12 protein-coding genes and 2 pseudogenes are annotated in these 15,563 nt (G+C 66.8%); 4 read left to right on the forward strand and 10 right to left on the reverse strand.

The window, feature by feature from the left end:
* Positions 1–512: 512 nt before the first annotated feature.
* Both C0541_RS21655 and C0541_RS05480 read left to right on the forward strand, forming a co-directional pair.
* Positions 513–914, forward strand: a pseudogene (locus C0541_RS21655) (PAS domain-containing protein); the annotation flags it as partial.
* 6 nt (positions 915–920) lie between these two features.
* Positions 921–3,902: pseudogene (locus C0541_RS05480) on the forward strand (PAS domain S-box protein); the annotation flags it as partial.
* A 385-nt stretch (positions 3,903–4,287) separates the two neighbouring features.
* Here the strand turns inward: C0541_RS05480 and C0541_RS05485 are convergent.
* Together C0541_RS05485 and C0541_RS05490 are read right to left on the reverse strand one after the other, a co-directional pair.
* Positions 4,288–6,654: a Tex family protein gene (locus C0541_RS05485; protein WP_115046478.1), complete on the reverse strand. Its 2,367-nt coding sequence runs from the start codon at positions 6,652–6,654 to the stop codon at positions 4,288–4,290.
* A 255-nt stretch (positions 6,655–6,909) separates the two neighbouring features.
* Positions 6,910–7,137: a hypothetical protein gene (locus C0541_RS05490; RefSeq protein WP_016904406.1), complete on the reverse strand. Its 228-nt coding sequence runs from the start codon at positions 7,135–7,137 to the stop codon at positions 6,910–6,912.
* Positions 7,138–7,329: 192 nt separating this feature from the next.
* Between C0541_RS05490 and C0541_RS05495 the strand changes: the two genes are divergently transcribed.
* Positions 7,330–8,541 carry an NAD(P)/FAD-dependent oxidoreductase gene (locus tag C0541_RS05495; RefSeq protein WP_115046480.1) on the forward strand — a complete coding sequence of 404 codons (1,212 nt, stop codon included), beginning with the start codon at positions 7,330–7,332 and terminating at the stop codon, positions 8,539–8,541.
* Here the strand turns inward: C0541_RS05495 and C0541_RS05500 are convergent.
* The 5 genes from C0541_RS05500 to C0541_RS05520 all read right to left on the reverse strand — a co-directional run bounded on the left by C0541_RS05500 (position 8,499) and on the right by C0541_RS05520 (position 12,243).
* Positions 8,499–8,939 carry a hypothetical protein gene (locus C0541_RS05500; protein WP_161959953.1) on the reverse strand — a complete coding sequence of 147 codons (441 nt, stop codon included), beginning with the start codon at positions 8,937–8,939 and terminating at the stop codon, positions 8,499–8,501. The genes C0541_RS05495 and C0541_RS05500 overlap by 43 nt on opposite strands.
* A gap of 44 nt (positions 8,940–8,983) precedes the next feature.
* Positions 8,984–9,184: a PspC domain-containing protein gene (locus tag C0541_RS05505; protein ID WP_016904409.1), complete on the reverse strand. Its 201-nt coding sequence runs from the start codon at positions 9,182–9,184 to the stop codon at positions 8,984–8,986.
* A 102-nt stretch (positions 9,185–9,286) separates the two neighbouring features.
* On the reverse strand, positions 9,287–10,363 hold the full coding sequence (locus C0541_RS05510) for a class III poly(R)-hydroxyalkanoic acid synthase subunit PhaC (RefSeq protein WP_115046484.1): 1,077 nt from the start codon (positions 10,361–10,363) through the stop codon (positions 9,287–9,289).
* Positions 10,360–11,526 carry a class III poly(R)-hydroxyalkanoic acid synthase subunit PhaE gene (gene phaE / locus C0541_RS05515; protein ID WP_115047305.1) on the reverse strand — a complete coding sequence of 389 codons (1,167 nt, stop codon included), beginning with the start codon at positions 11,524–11,526 and terminating at the stop codon, positions 10,360–10,362. The genes C0541_RS05510 and phaE overlap by 4 nt, the downstream gene beginning before the upstream one ends.
* Before the next feature lie 54 nt (positions 11,527–11,580).
* Positions 11,581–12,243, reverse strand: coding sequence for a CDP-alcohol phosphatidyltransferase family protein (locus C0541_RS05520; protein WP_193725868.1), 663 nt, complete (start codon positions 12,241–12,243; stop codon positions 11,581–11,583).
* 84 nt (positions 12,244–12,327) lie between these two features.
* Between C0541_RS05520 and C0541_RS05525 the strand changes: the two genes are divergently transcribed.
* Positions 12,328–13,089, forward strand: a complete 762-nt coding sequence (locus tag C0541_RS05525; RefSeq protein ID WP_115046486.1) for a 3-hydroxybutyrate dehydrogenase — start codon at positions 12,328–12,330, stop codon at positions 13,087–13,089.
* 325 nt (positions 13,090–13,414) lie between these two features.
* On the opposite strand, the gene C0541_RS05530 is transcribed toward C0541_RS05525, so the two are convergent.
* The 3 genes from C0541_RS05530 to ppsR all read right to left on the reverse strand — a co-directional run bounded on the left by C0541_RS05530 (position 13,415) and on the right by ppsR (position 15,499).
* Positions 13,415–13,903, reverse strand: a complete 489-nt coding sequence (locus tag C0541_RS05530; protein ID WP_115046488.1) for an NUDIX hydrolase — start codon at positions 13,901–13,903, stop codon at positions 13,415–13,417.
* A 65-nt stretch (positions 13,904–13,968) separates the two neighbouring features.
* Entirely contained in the window at positions 13,969–14,478 is a 510-nt protein-coding gene (locus C0541_RS05535) for a DUF1249 domain-containing protein (protein ID WP_115046491.1), read from the reverse strand.
* A 199-nt stretch (positions 14,479–14,677) separates the two neighbouring features.
* The gene (gene ppsR, locus C0541_RS05540) at positions 14,678–15,499 is read right to left on the reverse strand and encodes a posphoenolpyruvate synthetase regulatory kinase/phosphorylase PpsR (RefSeq protein WP_115046492.1); all 822 of its coding nucleotides are present in this window, start codon (positions 15,497–15,499) and stop codon (positions 14,678–14,680) included.
* Positions 15,500–15,563: the final 64 nt, after the last annotated feature.

Raw genomic sequence — 15,563 nt, forward strand, 5'->3', positions numbered from 1 at the left:
CGCCAGTCACGCCTGCTCACCGCCCGCCCGCCGCGCTTAACGTAGACCGTTCGCGCGGCCGTGCCGGTCGCCATCCCCGCTCGATCACGGCCCGCTTGGCACTAGAATCGTGCATCCAGGCATGATGGGCAGGTCACCCCATGGATATCGCCGTGTCGCCGTTTGCCGGCCTGTTGCCGGAGACGTGCGAGACAGCCGGATTGTTGCTGGCGTCGTCTGCGTGCGCCGCCGATCCGCTACTGCGCGACAACCAGGCGCTGCGTACGACGCTTTCCGTATGCCTGCATGCGCAGGTTCCGATGCTGCTGGTCTGGGGCAGCCGGTCGTGCTGCATCTACAACGATGCGTGCATCGCACTGCTGGGTGAACATCACCCGGCAGCGTTCGGCCAGCCACTGGCGGACCTTGCAGACGGCATCGACACCAATCATGTTGCCGGCTACACGCATGCAGGACTGACGTTGTCGGCATGGTCCTGCAGCCCGATCCTGCACGCCGGCAAACCTCTGGGCATGTTGTATGTCGCCAGTACACCGCCCGCCGCTGCACCGCCGCGCCGTCGCGAGGCGGTGCCCGCCGCGCTCGATCAGTCGCCAGCCTTCATGGCGGTGCTGCGTGGCCCCGACTACATCATTGAAAGCGCGAATCAACGCTTCCACGAACTGGTCGGCCCGCGCCCGTTGCTTGGCCGTCCCCTGCTCGAGGCGATGCCGGAAATCGCCGACCAGTGCCATCTCGAACTGCTCGATGAGGTGCGACGCAGCGGCCGTCCCTTCATCGGCGAGTCGATGGGCGCCTATCTGCAGCGCACGCCCGGCAATGCGCTCGACCAGACCTTCGTGGATTTCCTGTATCAGCCGATGCGCGAGCGCGATGGCCGCATCGACGCGATCCTGGTGCACGGATTCGATGTCACCCAGCAACGCAGCGTGGCAAGTCGCGACAGCTTCCTGCTGATGCTCGAAGACGCGTTGCAGAACGTCTCCGATCCGCGCCAGATCATCGATACCAGCGTGCGATTGCTCGGCGAACATCTGCAGGTCAATCGCTGCGCGTTTGGCCTGGCGGCCGCCGATGGCAGGACCATGCACGTGATCAGCGACCATGTGCAGGACATGCCGAGCCTGCAGGGCGATTTTCCGCTGGAAGTGGCACAGGGCTTGCGCGACGCCTTGCTGGAAAACCGCCCCTGGTTCACCACCGATGCGATGGCGCCCGGTGCACCGGACTACGTGGCGCAGCAGTACCGCCGCTCCGGCCTGCGCGCGTCGCTGGCGATTCCGCTGCACAAGCACGGCCGCCTGGTCGCGGCCATCGGCGTGCATCAGCGCGCACCGCGGCGCTGGTTGTCCACCGAGATCGAACTGGTCCGCCTGGTTGCGGCGCGCTGCTGGGAATCCATGCAACGCGCCAAGGCGCAGCAGCAACTGGCCGCCAACGAGGCGCGACTGCGCCGACTGGCCGACACGCTGCCGCAGATCATCTTCATCGCCGACCCGGACGGTCGGCCGCATTACTTCAATCGGCGCTGGTACGAGTACACCGGACTGGATCCTGTCGACAACCAGAGCGCTGCGTGGCATCAGGCGCACACCGCCGATGGCCTGCAGGTGTCGGCGCAGGCCTGGGCGCAGGCCATCGAGGGCGAGCGCGCCTACGAAATGGAATGCGAACTGCAACGCCACGATGGCCGGACGCGCTGGCATCTGGCACGCGCCCTGCCCGTGCGCGGCGACGATGGCAGCATCAGCGAGTGGATCGGCACCTACACCGACATCCATGACCGCCGTGCGTTCGAGCAACAGCTGCGCGAAAGCGAAGGACGCTTCCGCGCCTTGTGCGAGACGGTGCCGGCGATGATCTGGATGGCCGATGCGCAGGGCGACTGCGTGTACTGGAATCCGCGCTGGTACCACTTTACCGGGCAGGCCGAAGACCAGGCGATGGACCAGGGCTGGTGGGATGTGATGCATCCGGACGATGCCGAACGCGTGCGCCACGCGTTCGGGCAGGCGCTGGCGCAGCGTGGCGAGTTCCTGGCCGAATACCGCGTGCGTCGTCACGACGGGCAGTACCGTTGGTGCATCGATACCGCATCGCCGCACTTCGCCAGCGACGGACGTTTTCTCGGCCATATCGGTTCGCTGACCGATATCTCCGAACGCAAGCACATCGAAGATGCGACCGCCTCCGACCGCGCCATCCTGAGCCTGATCACCACCGGCGCACCGCTGCCGGTGGTGCTGGACGCCATCGCATCGAGCGTGGAAGCGCGTGGCGAGACGACGTTGTACTGCGCGGTGATGGTGCTCGATGAGGTGCGAAAAACGCTGAGCTTCGGCTCGGCACCGCATTTTCCGATCGAGTACCGCGGGCATTTCAACGCCTCGCCGATCGGGCCGAACGGGCCGCCCTGCGCGCGTTCGGCCTACCTCGGGCGGCAGGTGATCTGCGAGGACATCCAGGCCGACCCCAGCTTCAGCGACCACCATGCGGTGTCGGCGGCACTGGGCATCGTCGGCTGCTGCGTGACGCCCATCCTGGACAGCAACGGCCAGGTGCTGGGCACGCTCAACATCTACTACGACCGCACCCACCTGCCCTCGCTGCGCGAACAGGCGATGGCACGCTCTGCATCGCATCTGGCCGGCATCGTCATCGAGCGCACGCGCGTGGATGCCAAGCTCAAGCAATCGCTGCAGGCCGAAACCGCTGCACGCAGCCAGGCCGAGCATGCCAGCCGGGTCAAGGACGAGTTCCTGGCCACACTCAGCCACGAATTGCGTACGCCGCTCAATGCCATCCTGGGCTGGTCGCGGTTGATGCAGTCGGAGGTGTTCGAGCCGGCCAATCTGGGCAAGGGGCTGGTCATCATCGAACGCAGTGCGCGGGCACAGACGCAAATCATCGACGACCTGCTCGACATGAGCGCGATCCTGTCCGGCAAGATCCGCCTGCAGGCAGAGCACTTCGATATCGCGGGGATGATGCGCAGCACGGTAGAGCTGATGCAGCCGCCTGCACTGGCGCGCGACATCGCGCTGCAACTGGATGCGCTCGGCGAAGGCGAGCTGTGGTTCTTCGGCGATGCCGGGCGCCTGCAGCAGGTGCTGTCCAACCTGCTCAGCAACGCACTCAAATTCACCTCCCCGGGTGGCACGGTGCGGGTGGCGCTGGACATCGAGGACGAGCGGCTGCGCCTATGCGTGCACGACACCGGCATCGGGATCGCGGCCGAGTTCCTGCCGCACGTGTTCGACCGCTTTCGGCAGGCCGATGCCGGCACCACGCGCCGTGTGGGTGGGCTGGGATTGGGTCTGTCGATCTCGCGTCAGTTGGTCGATCTGCATGGCGGCAGCCTGGGGGCATCCAGTGCGGGCGAAGGCAAGGGGGCGACCTTCACCATCGTGCTGCCGTTCCAGCACGGGGTCAGCGACCTGCGCCCGGCGTCGACCGAGTCGCTGCAGGTCGGTCCGCTGCCGAGCGATTGCCTCGGGCGCCTGGATGGCGTGCGGCTGTTGCTGGTCGACGACGACCAGGATTCGCGCGAGGCGGTGGTGCAGTTCCTGATGCTTGCCGGCGCGCAGGTGCAGGCAGCCGGCTCGGCGGAAGCGGCCGAACAGTGCCTGGCGGAGGCAACCTTCGACGTGCTGGTCAGCGATATCGCCATGCCGGTGCGCGATGGCTACGACTTGATCCGCACGGTCCGCTCCGGTCGCGCCGACCTGCCGCGACATATCCCCGCGATCGCGCTCACTGCCTATGTCCGCCAGGAAGACCGCGACCGCGCCGTAGTCGCCGGATTCGATGCGCATATGGGCAAGCCGGTGGACCCACCCGGCCTGGTCGACCTGATCGAACGCCTGGTACTGCCGACACGCGCAGTCCGCAGCGAGGCGTGACAGCGCGCGGGAGCGGCAAGTAAAACAACGTCGTCAACCATGCCCTGCTTGCAACGCACACACCGACCATCTTGACCGATCCTTGTGCGCCTACCGTCGCGGGACCCAGAGCGGCATGGATGCCGCGTAAGAGCTACACGGACGTACTTGCGGCGTGTCCTGCGATGGTGGGCGGGCAAGGGCCCTGCAGCAAGGCCTCGGATCAGCCGCTTTACGACTGATCGTATCTGCATAGGCGCACCGCGGTGCTCGGAGGGCACGGACCCAGCAGCCAGTTGCAGATCAGCCTGCCCAAGCACGATCCAATCGCAGCAGCAGACCCGCCGCCTTGCGAACGGCTCCACCTGCACTGCCCGGCCGCACCGGCGCAACCGGGCAAGCCGGATCAGCTGCGCTTGGCGCGTGCGAATGCGGCGGCCAGCGCGTTGTCGGCCGGCGGTGCAGTGATGCGTGGCTTGTTGTTGCCCTGTGCCGGGCCGCGTCCACCGCCGCCATCGCGCCTGCCCTGCCCCGGGCCGCCGCTGCCGCGCTGATCGCGCGATTGGGCTGCGCCATCGGCCGGCGGCGGCGTGTCGGACAGGCGGCAGGTCAGTGCGATGCGCTTGCGCGCCACGTCCACTTCCAGCACCTTGACCTTGACGATGTCGCCGGCCTTGACCACATCGCGCGGATCCTTGACGAAGGTGTCCGACAACGCGGAGATGTGCACCAGGCCATCCTGGTGCACGCCGATATCGACGAACGCACCGAAGGCGGCCACGTTGCTGACCACCCCTTCGAGCACCATGCCGGGCTTGAGGTGCTTGATGTCCTCGATGCCTTCGGCGAACTGCGCGGCCTTGAACTCGGGACGCGGATCGCGGCCGGGTTTTTCCAGCTCCTTGAGGATGTCGCGCACGGTCGGTACACCGAACTGCTCGTCGGTGAACAGCTCCGGCTTGAGTCCACGCAGGAAGCTGCCATCGCCCAGCAAGGCCTTGATCGGCTTGCCGGTGCTGCCGACGATGCGCTCGACCACCGGATAGGCTTCCGGATGCACTGCCGACACGTCCAGCGGCTCGTCGCCATCGGCGATGCGCAGGAAACCGGCGCATTGTTCGAAGGTCTTCTCGCCCAGCCGCGGCACCTTGAGCAGGTCCTTGCGGCGCTTGAACGGGCCGTTGTCGTCGCGATGGCGCACGATGTTCTCCGCCACCGTGCTCGACAGCCCGGACACCCGCGACAGCAACGCCGCCGACGCGGTGTTGACGTACACGCCGACCGCATTGACGCAGTCTTCCACGCGCGCTTCCAGCGCCTTGGCCAAGCGATACTGGTCCACGTCGTGCTGGTACTGGCCCACGCCGATCGCCTTGGGCTCGATCTTGACCAGCTCGGCCAGCGGATCCTGCAGGCGCCGCGCGATCGACACCGCGCCGCGCAGCGACACGTCCAGGGTGGGGAACTCCTTGGCCGCGAATTCGGACGCCGAATACACCGACGCCCCCGCTTCGCTGACCACGATCTTCTGCAGCTTGCCCGCCCCGCACAGCGCGATCGCCTCACCGGCGAGCTTGTCGGTTTCGCGGCTGGCCGTGCCGTTGCCGATCGCGATCAGCTCCACGTGGTGCCGCAGGCACAGCGTCTTGATCGTCTGCAGCGACTGGTCCCATTGCCGTTTGGGCTCATGCGGATAGATCGTCTCGGTGGCCACCAGCTTGCCGGTGGCATCGACCACGGCGATCTTGCAACCGGTGCGGATACCGGGGTCCAGCCCCAGCACCACGCGCGGGCCTGCCGGCGCAGCCAGCATCAGGTCCTTGAGATTGTCGCCGAACACGGCGATTGCCTCGGCCTCGGCCTTTTCGCGCGCCTGGTTGAACAGGTCCAGCAGCAGATGCATGTGCAGCTTGGCGCGCCAGGTCAGCCGGCAGGCATCCAGCAGCCAGCGGTCGGCCGGGCGGCCCTGGTTGGAAATGCCGGCGTTGCGCGCCACACGCCCTTCGGCGTACTGATGGCCGGCCTCGGCATCGTTGCCCGGCTCCAGGTCCAGGTACAGGAACTCCTCGCGGCGCGCACGAAACAGCGCCAACAGGCGGTGCGAGGGAATCCTGGACAGCGCTTCGGCGTGATCGAAGTAATCGCGGTACTTGGCGCCGGCCTCTTCCTTGCCCTCGGCAACACGCGCGCGGATCACGCCGTTGTCGTTCAACCAGCTGCGCAACTCGCCCACCAGGGCGGCATCCTCGCCCCAGCGCTCCATCAGGATGGCGCGCGCGCCTTCCAGCGCTGCCTTGATATCGGCCACGCCCTTCTCTGCATCGATGTATGGCGCGGCAGCGACTTCCGGCGCCTGGTTCGGGTCGGCCAGCAGGCCGTCGGCCAGGGGTTCCAGGCCGGCTTCGCGCGCGATCTGCGCGCGGGTGCGGCGCTTGGGCTTGTAGGGCAGGTACAGATCTTCCAGCCGCGACTTGGTGTCAGCCGCCACGATCTCACCGCGCAATTCGTCGCTGAGCTTGCCCTGCTCGCCGATGCTGGCCAGGATCGCCGCGCGCCGCTCTTCAAGCTCGCGCAGATAGGTCAGGCGGGTTTCCAGATTGCGTAGCTGCGTATCGTCCAGCCCACCGGTGACTTCCTTGCGGTAGCGGGCGATGAACGGAACGCTGGCGCCTTCGTCGAGAAGGGCGATGGCGGCGCGCGCCTGGGCGGGTTGGGCACCGATCTCGTCGGCGATGGTGCGAGCGATCTGCTGGGCAAGCTGGCTGTCGTGCATGGCGGCGCGGCCGGAGCCGCTTCACTGAAAAAAGCATTTTCGCAGTGCTGGCCCGCTGCGGGAACCCGTTGACAGGATCGCGGTAAACCTGTGCCGGCGCACACCAGGAGTGGCTGCCCAGGCTCAAAGGCGCTAACTGGACGTAACGACGTCTCCAGGCGGGTATGGCCACGCGCTGCAATCCGCAGCGATACCCGCTGATACCGGGCCCAGCAAGCCGCCAGCCTGTGCGCGGCGGCGCCCGGTTGGCCGCGCCTAGCTGGCGCGACCGGCGTAATGGGTGGCGGCGCGCTCGACCAGGATGCTCTCGTGCAGCGACTCCAGCGCCATCACCCGGATCTTGCCCACGTCCTTCAGCGGCACCATGCGCTCGACATAGATCTCCGGGCCGGCATCGGTCATCGCGCGGGACTTGCTGAACCCGTACGGCACGACACCCTTGTCGCCATCTTTGCTGCCACCGACGTACAGAACGATCGACATGCCCACACCCTCGTTAACAACTGTGACTACGTTAGTGGCGCGAGCATAACGACCGTGCCGTGAGGAGCTTTCCACGCACGTTAACGGCGGCTGTTTGCGGTTTGGTGACGGCCGCACCCTGGCACCGTTCTGCACGGGCGCTTCACCCCGCCTGCCCGTCCAATTGCGCTCCGCCCGCACCTGTGACACCAGATGGACCTCAAAAGTGGCTACCCGTTCTGGTCGATCCGCAACGGGCTGATGCGCGCCTACCCGCGTCTGGAACAGGACACCCAGTGCGAAGTCGCCATCGTCGGGGGCGGTGTCACCGCCGCCTTGATCGCACACGAACTGCTCAAGCACGGGCACGAAGTGGTGGTGATCGAACAGCGCGAGATCGGCTGGGGCAGTACCTCGGCCAGCACCGCCCTGCTGCAGTACGAAATCGACACACCGATGATCGCGCTGGCCAACCACTATGGTCTGGCGGCCGCTGCGCTGGCATACGGTGCATGCGCGCAGGCCATCCTCGAACTGCAAGGCCTGTGCAACACGCTGGGCGGCTGCGACTTCAGCCGTCAGGACAGCCTGTACTACGCCAGTCGGTCGCGGGATCTCAACGACCTGCGCAGCGAACTGGAGGTGCGAAAACGCCACGCGCTGCCGGTGGAATGGATCGAGCGCGCGCCCTTGTGGCACAACTACGGGGTGCGCTCCGACGGCGCCATCCTCAGCCGCCTGGCCGCCGGCGTCGACCCGTACCGGCTGTGCTACCGCCTGTTTGCAGAAGGCGAGCAATACGGCGCGCGCATCTACGACCGCACCCGGGTTGCCACCATCACGCCCCACCACCGGCATGTCGAGTTGCGTACCGAGGACGGAGTCATGCTGCGCGCCCGGCACGTCATCCTGGCCGCAGGCTACGGAAACCAGCAGTGGCTGTCGCAGCGCGTGGCACGCAACCGCAGCAGCTATGCATTCGTGACCGATCCCCTGCACGACAGCGACATGGGCGCGCTCAAGCACACCATGATGTGGGAAACCGCGCGTCCCTATCTTTACCTGCGCAGTACGCCGGATGGACGCGTAGTGGCCGGCGGCGAGGACGACAACATCGATCTGCCTGCACGGCGCGATGCGCGTGTCATGCGCAAGCTGGAGACGCTGCTGAAGAAGATCCACCAGACGATGCCGGATGTGAGCCTGCGGCCGGTGTTCGCCTGGGGCGGCACCTTCGCCGAAACCGCCGATGGACTGCCGTTCTTCGGCGCGCATCCCGAACACGGGCCGCGGGTGTCGTTCGCCATGGCCTATGGCGGCAACGGCATCACCTATAGCGCGATCGGTGCAGGGCTACTGCGCGCGCAACTGGAAGGCAGGCCTCACCCGTTGTCGGACCTGTTCGGTTTCTCGCGCTTGCGCTGAGCCGCCCATGGCCACCAGCCGTGGCCATGCAGCGCATAGGTGTCGGCGGCCCGTTCCAGCGGATTGCGGACATGGATGCCGCCGCACAGGAAGTACACCGGCAAGAACAGCGGGCCGAGCAGCATGTATTGATAGACGTGCGCCCGCTCATGATCGCCCAGGCGTACCGGCGGCTGCTGGCAGCGGCCGGCAGCATGCGCATAGGTGCTGCATTGCAGATCGAGCGAGGCGCCCTTGAGCAGGATCACGTTGCCCAGCGTCATCGCCCCGCCCGGCCCCCACGGCCAGGCATGGAACACCACGGCAAGCTCCTGCCGGGACCAGCGCGGACGTGCACCGAAACAACTTCCGGCCGCACCGATCGCAAGCCCGAGCACGGTGTTGGGTAGCGTCCACATCGCGCCCAGCACATGCAGCGCGGACCAGCCGCGCCGGTCGGGCGTCAATCGGCCTGGTTGGGGATCAGCAGCCACAGGATCAGATAGACCAGGATGCCGGGAAACGCGGCCGAGGCGATCGACACGATCACGAACAGCACGCGCAGCAGCGTGGAACTCCAGCCGAACCGGCGTGCGATGCCGCCGACGACGCCGGCGATCATGCGATCGTTGAGGGAACGGGACAATGCGGTGGTCGTGGCCATGGAAGACTCCTTCGAACGTGATGGCCAGTCTAAAAAGCCCGGCGACAGCGCCTCGTGATGGCTGCAGTGCCTGGTCTCACGTGCAGCGCAACGCCGGTCGCCTCACGCGTCGCCGCCCCGCTCCTGCAACCAGCGGTGGATCGCCACCGGCACCTCGCGCTGCGCACGTCCGGAGACGTAGATGCCGATATGCCCGCCGCGGAAACTCAGCTCGGTGTAGTCGTCGCTGCCGACCAGGCCGCGCAACGCCCGCGAGGCATCGGGTGGCACCAGATGATCGTGCTCGGCGTAGATGTTGAGCACCGGCATGTCCACCGCCTGCAGATCGACCGCCTCCCCGCCGATGTGCACCTGCCCGGTCACCAGGCCATTGCGCTGATAGAACTGGGTGACGAACTCGCGGAAGGCCTCGCCAGCCAGGTCGGGCGAATCGAAGATCCATTTCTCCATGCGCAGGAAGTCTTCCAGCGCCTGCTTGTCGTCGAGGATGTCGAGCAGGCCGACGTACTTCTGCAGGTTCAGCCGGAACGGCTTGAGCATCAGGTAGCTGGCGTTCATCAGATCCGCCGGCACGTTGCCCATGGTGTCCACGAACAGGTCCACATCGACCATGCGTGCCCAGTTGGAGAGCATGTTGTCGGGGGTGTGGAAATCCACCGGCGTGACCATGGTGATCAGGTTGCGCACCTTCGGCTGCCGCAGCGCTGCATAGCACAGCGCGAACGTGCCGCCCTGGCAGATGCCGAGCACATCGACCGCCGCCAGCCCCGACTGCGCACGCAGGTGGTCCACCGCGCCATCGATGTAACGCAGCAAATAGTCTTCCAGCGTGAGGTACCGCTCGGAGCGGTCCGGGTAGCCCCAGTCCAGCACGTAGACGTCCTGGCCGTGGCCCAACAGGCCCTTGACCAGCGAGCGGTCGGCCTGCAGGTCGACCATGTACGGGCGGTTGACCAGCGCGTAGACGATCAGCAGCGGCGTCCTGGCCACCGGTGCCTGCTCGCCGACAAAGCGGTACAACACCACCTTGCCGTCGCGCCAGATTTCCTCGCGCTCGGTCACCCCGTAATCCACGTCGTCCACGCCGGGCAGCAACTTGAGCCCCTCGCGCAGCTTGCGCTGCATCGACAGGGTTTCCTGCATCAGGTCTTCGGCGCTGAATCCCAACGGGCCTTTCATGCCTGCGCTCCCGGTGACTTGCGTGCGGCTGGCGTGCCGGGGGATGTACCGGCTGACTTGGAGGCGTTTTTCGACGCCTTCGTGTTTTTGGCTGGAGCGGTTTTTGCTGGCGGTTTCTTGGCTGAGCTGGTCGCGGCTGCCGGTTTGGGCGCAGTGTCCGCCCCGGCTGCCGGGGCGCGCTTGGCCGTGGCCGGCGCGACCGGATCAGCCGCCGCTGCAGCGGGCTTGCCGGCCGGGCTGGTCGCGGTGCGCAGCAGGCGCCGCACCGCACGTTCCAGCTCGGCGATGCGGCGGTGCGCGGCGTCCATCTCCGAACGCGTGGGCATCCCGAAGCGCTCGCTCACCTGCTCCACCTCTTCCTGCAGTGCGGCGCGCAAGCGCATATGCGCATTGGCAAAGCCGCCGTACACCTGGCGAAACTGGTCGGACAGCGCGACGTCGGCATACGACTCTTCGGCGGCCTCGATCCACAGATCGAACAAGGCACGCGCACTGGTCAGCTGACTGCCGCTGGTTTCGTGCTCGCCCAGCTTGGCGGCAAACCGCCCGAACGCCTGTTCGATGGCCGACTTGAGTTGTTCGCCATAGGCCTGCGACTGCGCCTGGTACTCCTGCTGCGCACGGGCCAGCGTCTGCAGGCGCGCCTGGTGATTGCGGCTCAGGCCGAACGCCGGCATGTCCAGCCACGGCGCGTTTTCCTCCCGCCACTTGGCCAGGGCCTGCGCGGCATCCTGCAGCCACGGATCGAAGCCGCCCGGGCTGCCGCCACGCAGCGAGCCCAGCGTCCACTGCATCAGTTGCTCGCCCTGCCCCTGCACGGCGCGTCGCCAGGCATCGGCGACCTCGTTGGCCGAGGTGTCGCGCCCGGCAAACTGCGCGGCCACCTGCTGCATGGTGCCGAACCAGTCGCCGGCCTGGTGGCGGAAGCGGTCGATCGCCTCCTGCGCCTGCGGTGCGGCCTGGGTGGGCAGCAGCTGCGACCACCAGTCCATCGCCTTGCGCCAATCCTGCGGTGGCTCGGTGCCCGGTCCCATGCCGGGAACCGCGCCGGGCTGCGCAGCGGCACCGGCCTGGCCGTGGCGCATGGCATCTCCCCAGGCACTCCAGTACTGGCGCGCCTTGTCTTCGAAGTTGCCGTTGTCCGAACCGCTGGTTGCCATGATTCCTTCCCGTGACTGTCCACCAGCCATCCTACCGCGTGCGCCCGGCTGTGCCGGTCAGGGTTTGGGGATCCGCAGCGTCTTGCTGATCATCAGCGAGCCGGACACCGCAAACAGCAGCACCAGCGGGTGGAACTGCCACGGCCCGAGCTGCCACTGGCCCCACCACAAGCTCTGGCCGATATGGCCGCTGCTGGCGGCCACCGCCAGCAGGATCACCAGCAGCAGGCTGGTGGGAATCGGGGTGCCTTCGAAGTACGGCACCTTGTCGGACTCGCCGGCGATCTCTTCGGCGGTCACGTTGTAGCGCGCCAGGCGGCTCACGCCGCAGCAGACGAAATAGCTCAGCACCAGCCAGTCCCAGCCGCCGCGCATGCCGCAGGCATAGCCCAATGCCGCCGGCGCCACCCCGAACGAGATCACGTCGGCCAGTGAATCCAGCTCGCGGCCCAGGGTCGAGGACGCCTTGCGCCAGCGCGCCACGTGCCCGTCCAGCGCATCGAACACGAACGCCAGCGGGATCAGCGCCATGCCCAGCAGCAGGTCGCCGCGGTGGCCTTCCTGCAGGAAGCGCATCGACGCGAACACCGCGCCGGTACCGCAGAAGGCGTTGGCCAGGGTGAACCAGTCCGCCAGTTGGAAATCGCGCAGCATCGAGAAATGGCGTTTCATGCGGAACCTGAGAAGTGCAAGGCGCAAAGGGTAACGCGCGTACGCCATGCAGGCGACCGTTTCGCGCGATCGGCTAGGCTGGCGATCAGCATGGCCGCTTCGGCCGGGCACGATCGATGACGAGGGGACGGCATGAAGCGCAGCATCCTGATCACCGGCGCAGGCAGTGGCATCGGCGCCGGCATCGCTACCGAGCTGGCCGCCGCCGGCCACCATCTGATCGTCAGCGACATGGACCTGGCGGCGGCCGAACGTACGGCGCAGGGCCTGCGTCAGAGCGGCGGCTCGGCCGAAGCGCTGGCGCTGGACGTCACCGACGAGCACGGCATCGCGCAGGCACTGGCGGGCGCAACGCGTGCGCCGCAGGTGCTGGTCAACAACGCCGGGCTGCAGCAGGTATCGGCGCTGGAAGACTTCCCGATGCAGCGCTGGGCCTTGCTGGTGGATGTGATGCTGACCGGCGCCGCCCGGCTCGGCCGCGCGGTCCTGCCCGGCATGCGCGCGGCCGGCTATGGGCGCATCGTCAACATCGGCAGCATCCACTCGCTGGTCGCCAGCCCTTACAAGAGTGCGTATGTCGCCGCCAAGCACGGCCTGGTCGGCCTGGCCAAGGTCATCGCCCTGGAAACCGCCGACTGCGACATCACCGTCAACACGCTGTGCCCGAGCTATGTGCGCACCCCGCTGGTGGAGCGTCAGATCGCCGACCAGGCGCGCACGCGCGGCATCGCCGAAGACGCGGTGATCCGCGATGTGATGCTCAAGCCGATGCCCAAGGGCGCCTTTATCGACTACGACGAAATCGCCGGCACCATCGCATTCCTGATGTCGCATGCCGCGCGCAACATCAGCGGGCAGGCGATCGCCATCGATGGCGGCTGGACGGCGCAGTGAGCGCGGCTGGCGAAAATTTCACCAGCCATCGCGCGCGCCCTGCGGCGTAAGGCGCGCGCAGAGTTGTCCACAGACTTGCGCAGGATTCATCCACAGCGGGTGTGGAGAAGTGCGTGCAAGCGCAATGCCGCTGGCGTACCGCCACATCGTGCAGCGCAGGCCCGCGCTTGCGCTAGCGTCCTGCATCGCGTGCCGTCGCTGGACCGGCGTACGCGCTAACGAAGCAGCAAGAAGCAGCCCGCAGGTATTGCGGGACACCGGCGAGTGTCCGCCGGACAGCACGGCCGCGCTCGCCTGACGCGGCTACGGCCTGCTCGATCGCCGCTCAGACGCGCGAATACGTCCATGCCTGCATGCGCCCGTCGCGATACGGCATCACGCCATGAAACGGGCGCGGGTCGCCATCGAACACCAGCGGCAGGAAATGGCGGTCGCCCTCCCACATCGGCACCCGGTCCATGCGGTCGATCGCCACCCATTCCAGCGTGCCTTCCGGGTTGGAGGCTTGCGGCTGGCCTTCGAAGCTGCGGATCAGGAACACGAAGCCCAGCCAGTCCTCGCCGTGCTTGCCGAAGCCCGGCCAGCTGATGGTGCCGCGCAGTTGCATGTCGCCGCACTCCACACCGGCCTCTTCGCGGATCTCGCGGCGCATGCCGGCCAACACGTCCTCATCCGGCTCCACCTTGCCGCCGAGCCCGTTGTACTTGCCCAGGTGCTGATCGCCGGGGCGGGCGTTGCGATGGATCATCAGGACCTGGGTGCCGTCGGGCGACAGCAGGTAACCGAGCGTGGCGACGATGGGGGTATAGGGCATGGGGCGGCGATCTGACAGCGAGCGCACCAGTATGACCGATGCCGCGCAAGCGGCGTGGCGCGGACTCAGCCGACCGCGGCCTGCGCGCCGGGGCGCGGTGGCGCGACGTAGTCGGTATCCAGGCGCAAGGTGGCCACGCCATGGCCGCGCTCGGCCAGATAGTCCAGCCACTTGCCCAGGAAGGTGTTCATGCGCATGCGGTGGCTGATCAACTCGGCCGGCGGCGGGAACATGCCCATTACGTCCTGCCAGCGGCGGCCGACGTAGCAATGGGTGGTCTCGGCCTGGCGGGCATCGCGGTACAGCCGCACATAGGCCGACGGGTCCGGCTCGCCCGTCACCGGGTCGCACAGGTCGTAGGTCAGTCGCAGCTCGACCGTGTAGCGATGGCATTCGATCACGTCCAGACGCAGGTCCAGGCCATCGCCGATCGACGACACGTAGGAGCCCGGAGCGAGGTCGGCCGGTGCGAACAACCTGGTCAGGTGCTGGAAGTTTTCTGCGTACAAGCCCATCAGCCAGCCGAACCGGCTCAACTTGGGGATGCGTTCGAGTTTACTCAGTGCTTGCGCCATGGACCGATCCTACACGCTGCGCTGCCGTACGGGCAGCATTGACGACCGGCCACCGGCAGGCCTACCTTGGCGGAGCACTGCCCCGCCCGCTGTGTTTCCTTGACGCTTGCCAACAGACCGTAATACGTCGCGGCAGGACCGGGTTGTGAAGATGCAACGCGCCTTCCCCATCCCGAATCCCGCCACACCAATCCCCGCCTCAAAACATCTCGCGCTGCAGCCCCAGCGTGGACAGCACCTTGCTGGAAATCTCCTCGATCGAGGTATTGGTGGTGCTCAGCGTCGGGATGCGCTCCATCTGGAACATGCGCTCGGCGGTGGCCACCTCGCGCCGGCAGGTCTCCGCCGCGCTGTAGCGCGAATTGGCGCGCCGCTCCTGGCGGATCTGCTGCAGCCGCTCCGGGTCGATGGTCAGGCCGAACAGCTTGCTGCGGTAGTTGCGCAGGCGCGGCGGCAGGCGCTCGCTCTCCAGATCTTCCTCGGTCAACGGGTAGTTGGCGGCGCGGATGCCGTAATGCAATGCCAGGTAGATGCAGGTCGGCGTCTTGCCGGCACGCGACACCGCCACCAGGATCACGTCGGCCTCGTCGTAATTGAGGGCGATGCCGTCGTCGTGGCTCAGTGCAAAGTTCATCGCGTTGATGCGGCGGTGATAGGTCTCGAAATCCACCATGCCGTGCGCACGCCCCACCCGCGAATGCCGCGGCGCATTGAGCTCGCGCTCCAGCGGTTCGATGAAGGGCGCGAATACGTCCAGCATCAGGGCGCCGCTTTCGGCAAGGATCATGCTCAGCTGGGGGTCGACGCAGGAATTGACCACCACCGGGCGCACCTGGTACCGCTCGCCTGCCGCGCGCACGCGCAAGGCCGCATCACGCGCTTTTTCTGCATCATCAATGAACGACATGCGGTCGGTGACGAAGTTGAATCCGCTGAACTGCGTGAGCAGGCTATGCCCAATCGTTTCAGCGGTGATACCGGTTCCATCGGAGACGTAGAACACCGGCCGAATTGTTGACATCAAGACCACCTCTTTGAACTGGTGTCCAAAACTTACGGGTTCATGCTTGTGCAGATTCCGCTGT

It is taken from the genome of Xanthomonas arboricola, assembly GCF_003353015.1.
GTDB lineage: Bacteria > Pseudomonadota > Gammaproteobacteria > Xanthomonadales > Xanthomonadaceae > Xanthomonas > Xanthomonas arboricola_E.

Coding starts and splice junctions, on each gene's coding strand:
- C0541_RS05485 (WP_115046478.1), bottom strand. CDS start 6,654: ATGCACGACAGCCAGCTTGCCCAGCAGATCGCTCGCACCATCGCCGAC.
- C0541_RS05490 (WP_016904406.1), bottom strand. CDS start 7,137: ATGTCGATCGTTCTGTACGTCGGTGGCAGCAAAGATGGCGACAAGGGT.
- C0541_RS05495 (WP_115046480.1), top strand. CDS start 7,330: ATGGACCTCAAAAGTGGCTACCCGTTCTGGTCGATCCGCAACGGGCTG.
- C0541_RS05500 (WP_161959953.1), bottom strand. CDS start 8,939: ATGTGGACGCTACCCAACACCGTGCTCGGGCTTGCGATCGGTGCGGCC.
- C0541_RS05505 (WP_016904409.1), bottom strand. CDS start 9,184: ATGGCCACGACCACCGCATTGTCCCGTTCCCTCAACGATCGCATGATC.
- C0541_RS05510 (WP_115046484.1), bottom strand. CDS start 10,363: ATGAAAGGCCCGTTGGGATTCAGCGCCGAAGACCTGATGCAGGAAACC.
- C0541_RS05520 (WP_193725868.1), bottom strand. CDS start 12,243: ATGGCGTACGCGCGTTACCCTTTGCGCCTTGCACTTCTCAGGTTCCGC.
- C0541_RS05525 (WP_115046486.1), top strand. CDS start 12,328: ATGAAGCGCAGCATCCTGATCACCGGCGCAGGCAGTGGCATCGGCGCC.
- C0541_RS05530 (WP_115046488.1), bottom strand. CDS start 13,903: ATGCCCTATACCCCCATCGTCGCCACGCTCGGTTACCTGCTGTCGCCC.
- C0541_RS05535 (WP_115046491.1), bottom strand. CDS start 14,478: ATGGCGCAAGCACTGAGTAAACTCGAACGCATCCCCAAGTTGAGCCGG.
- ppsR (WP_115046492.1), bottom strand. CDS start 15,499: ATGTCAACAATTCGGCCGGTGTTCTACGTCTCCGATGGAACCGGTATC.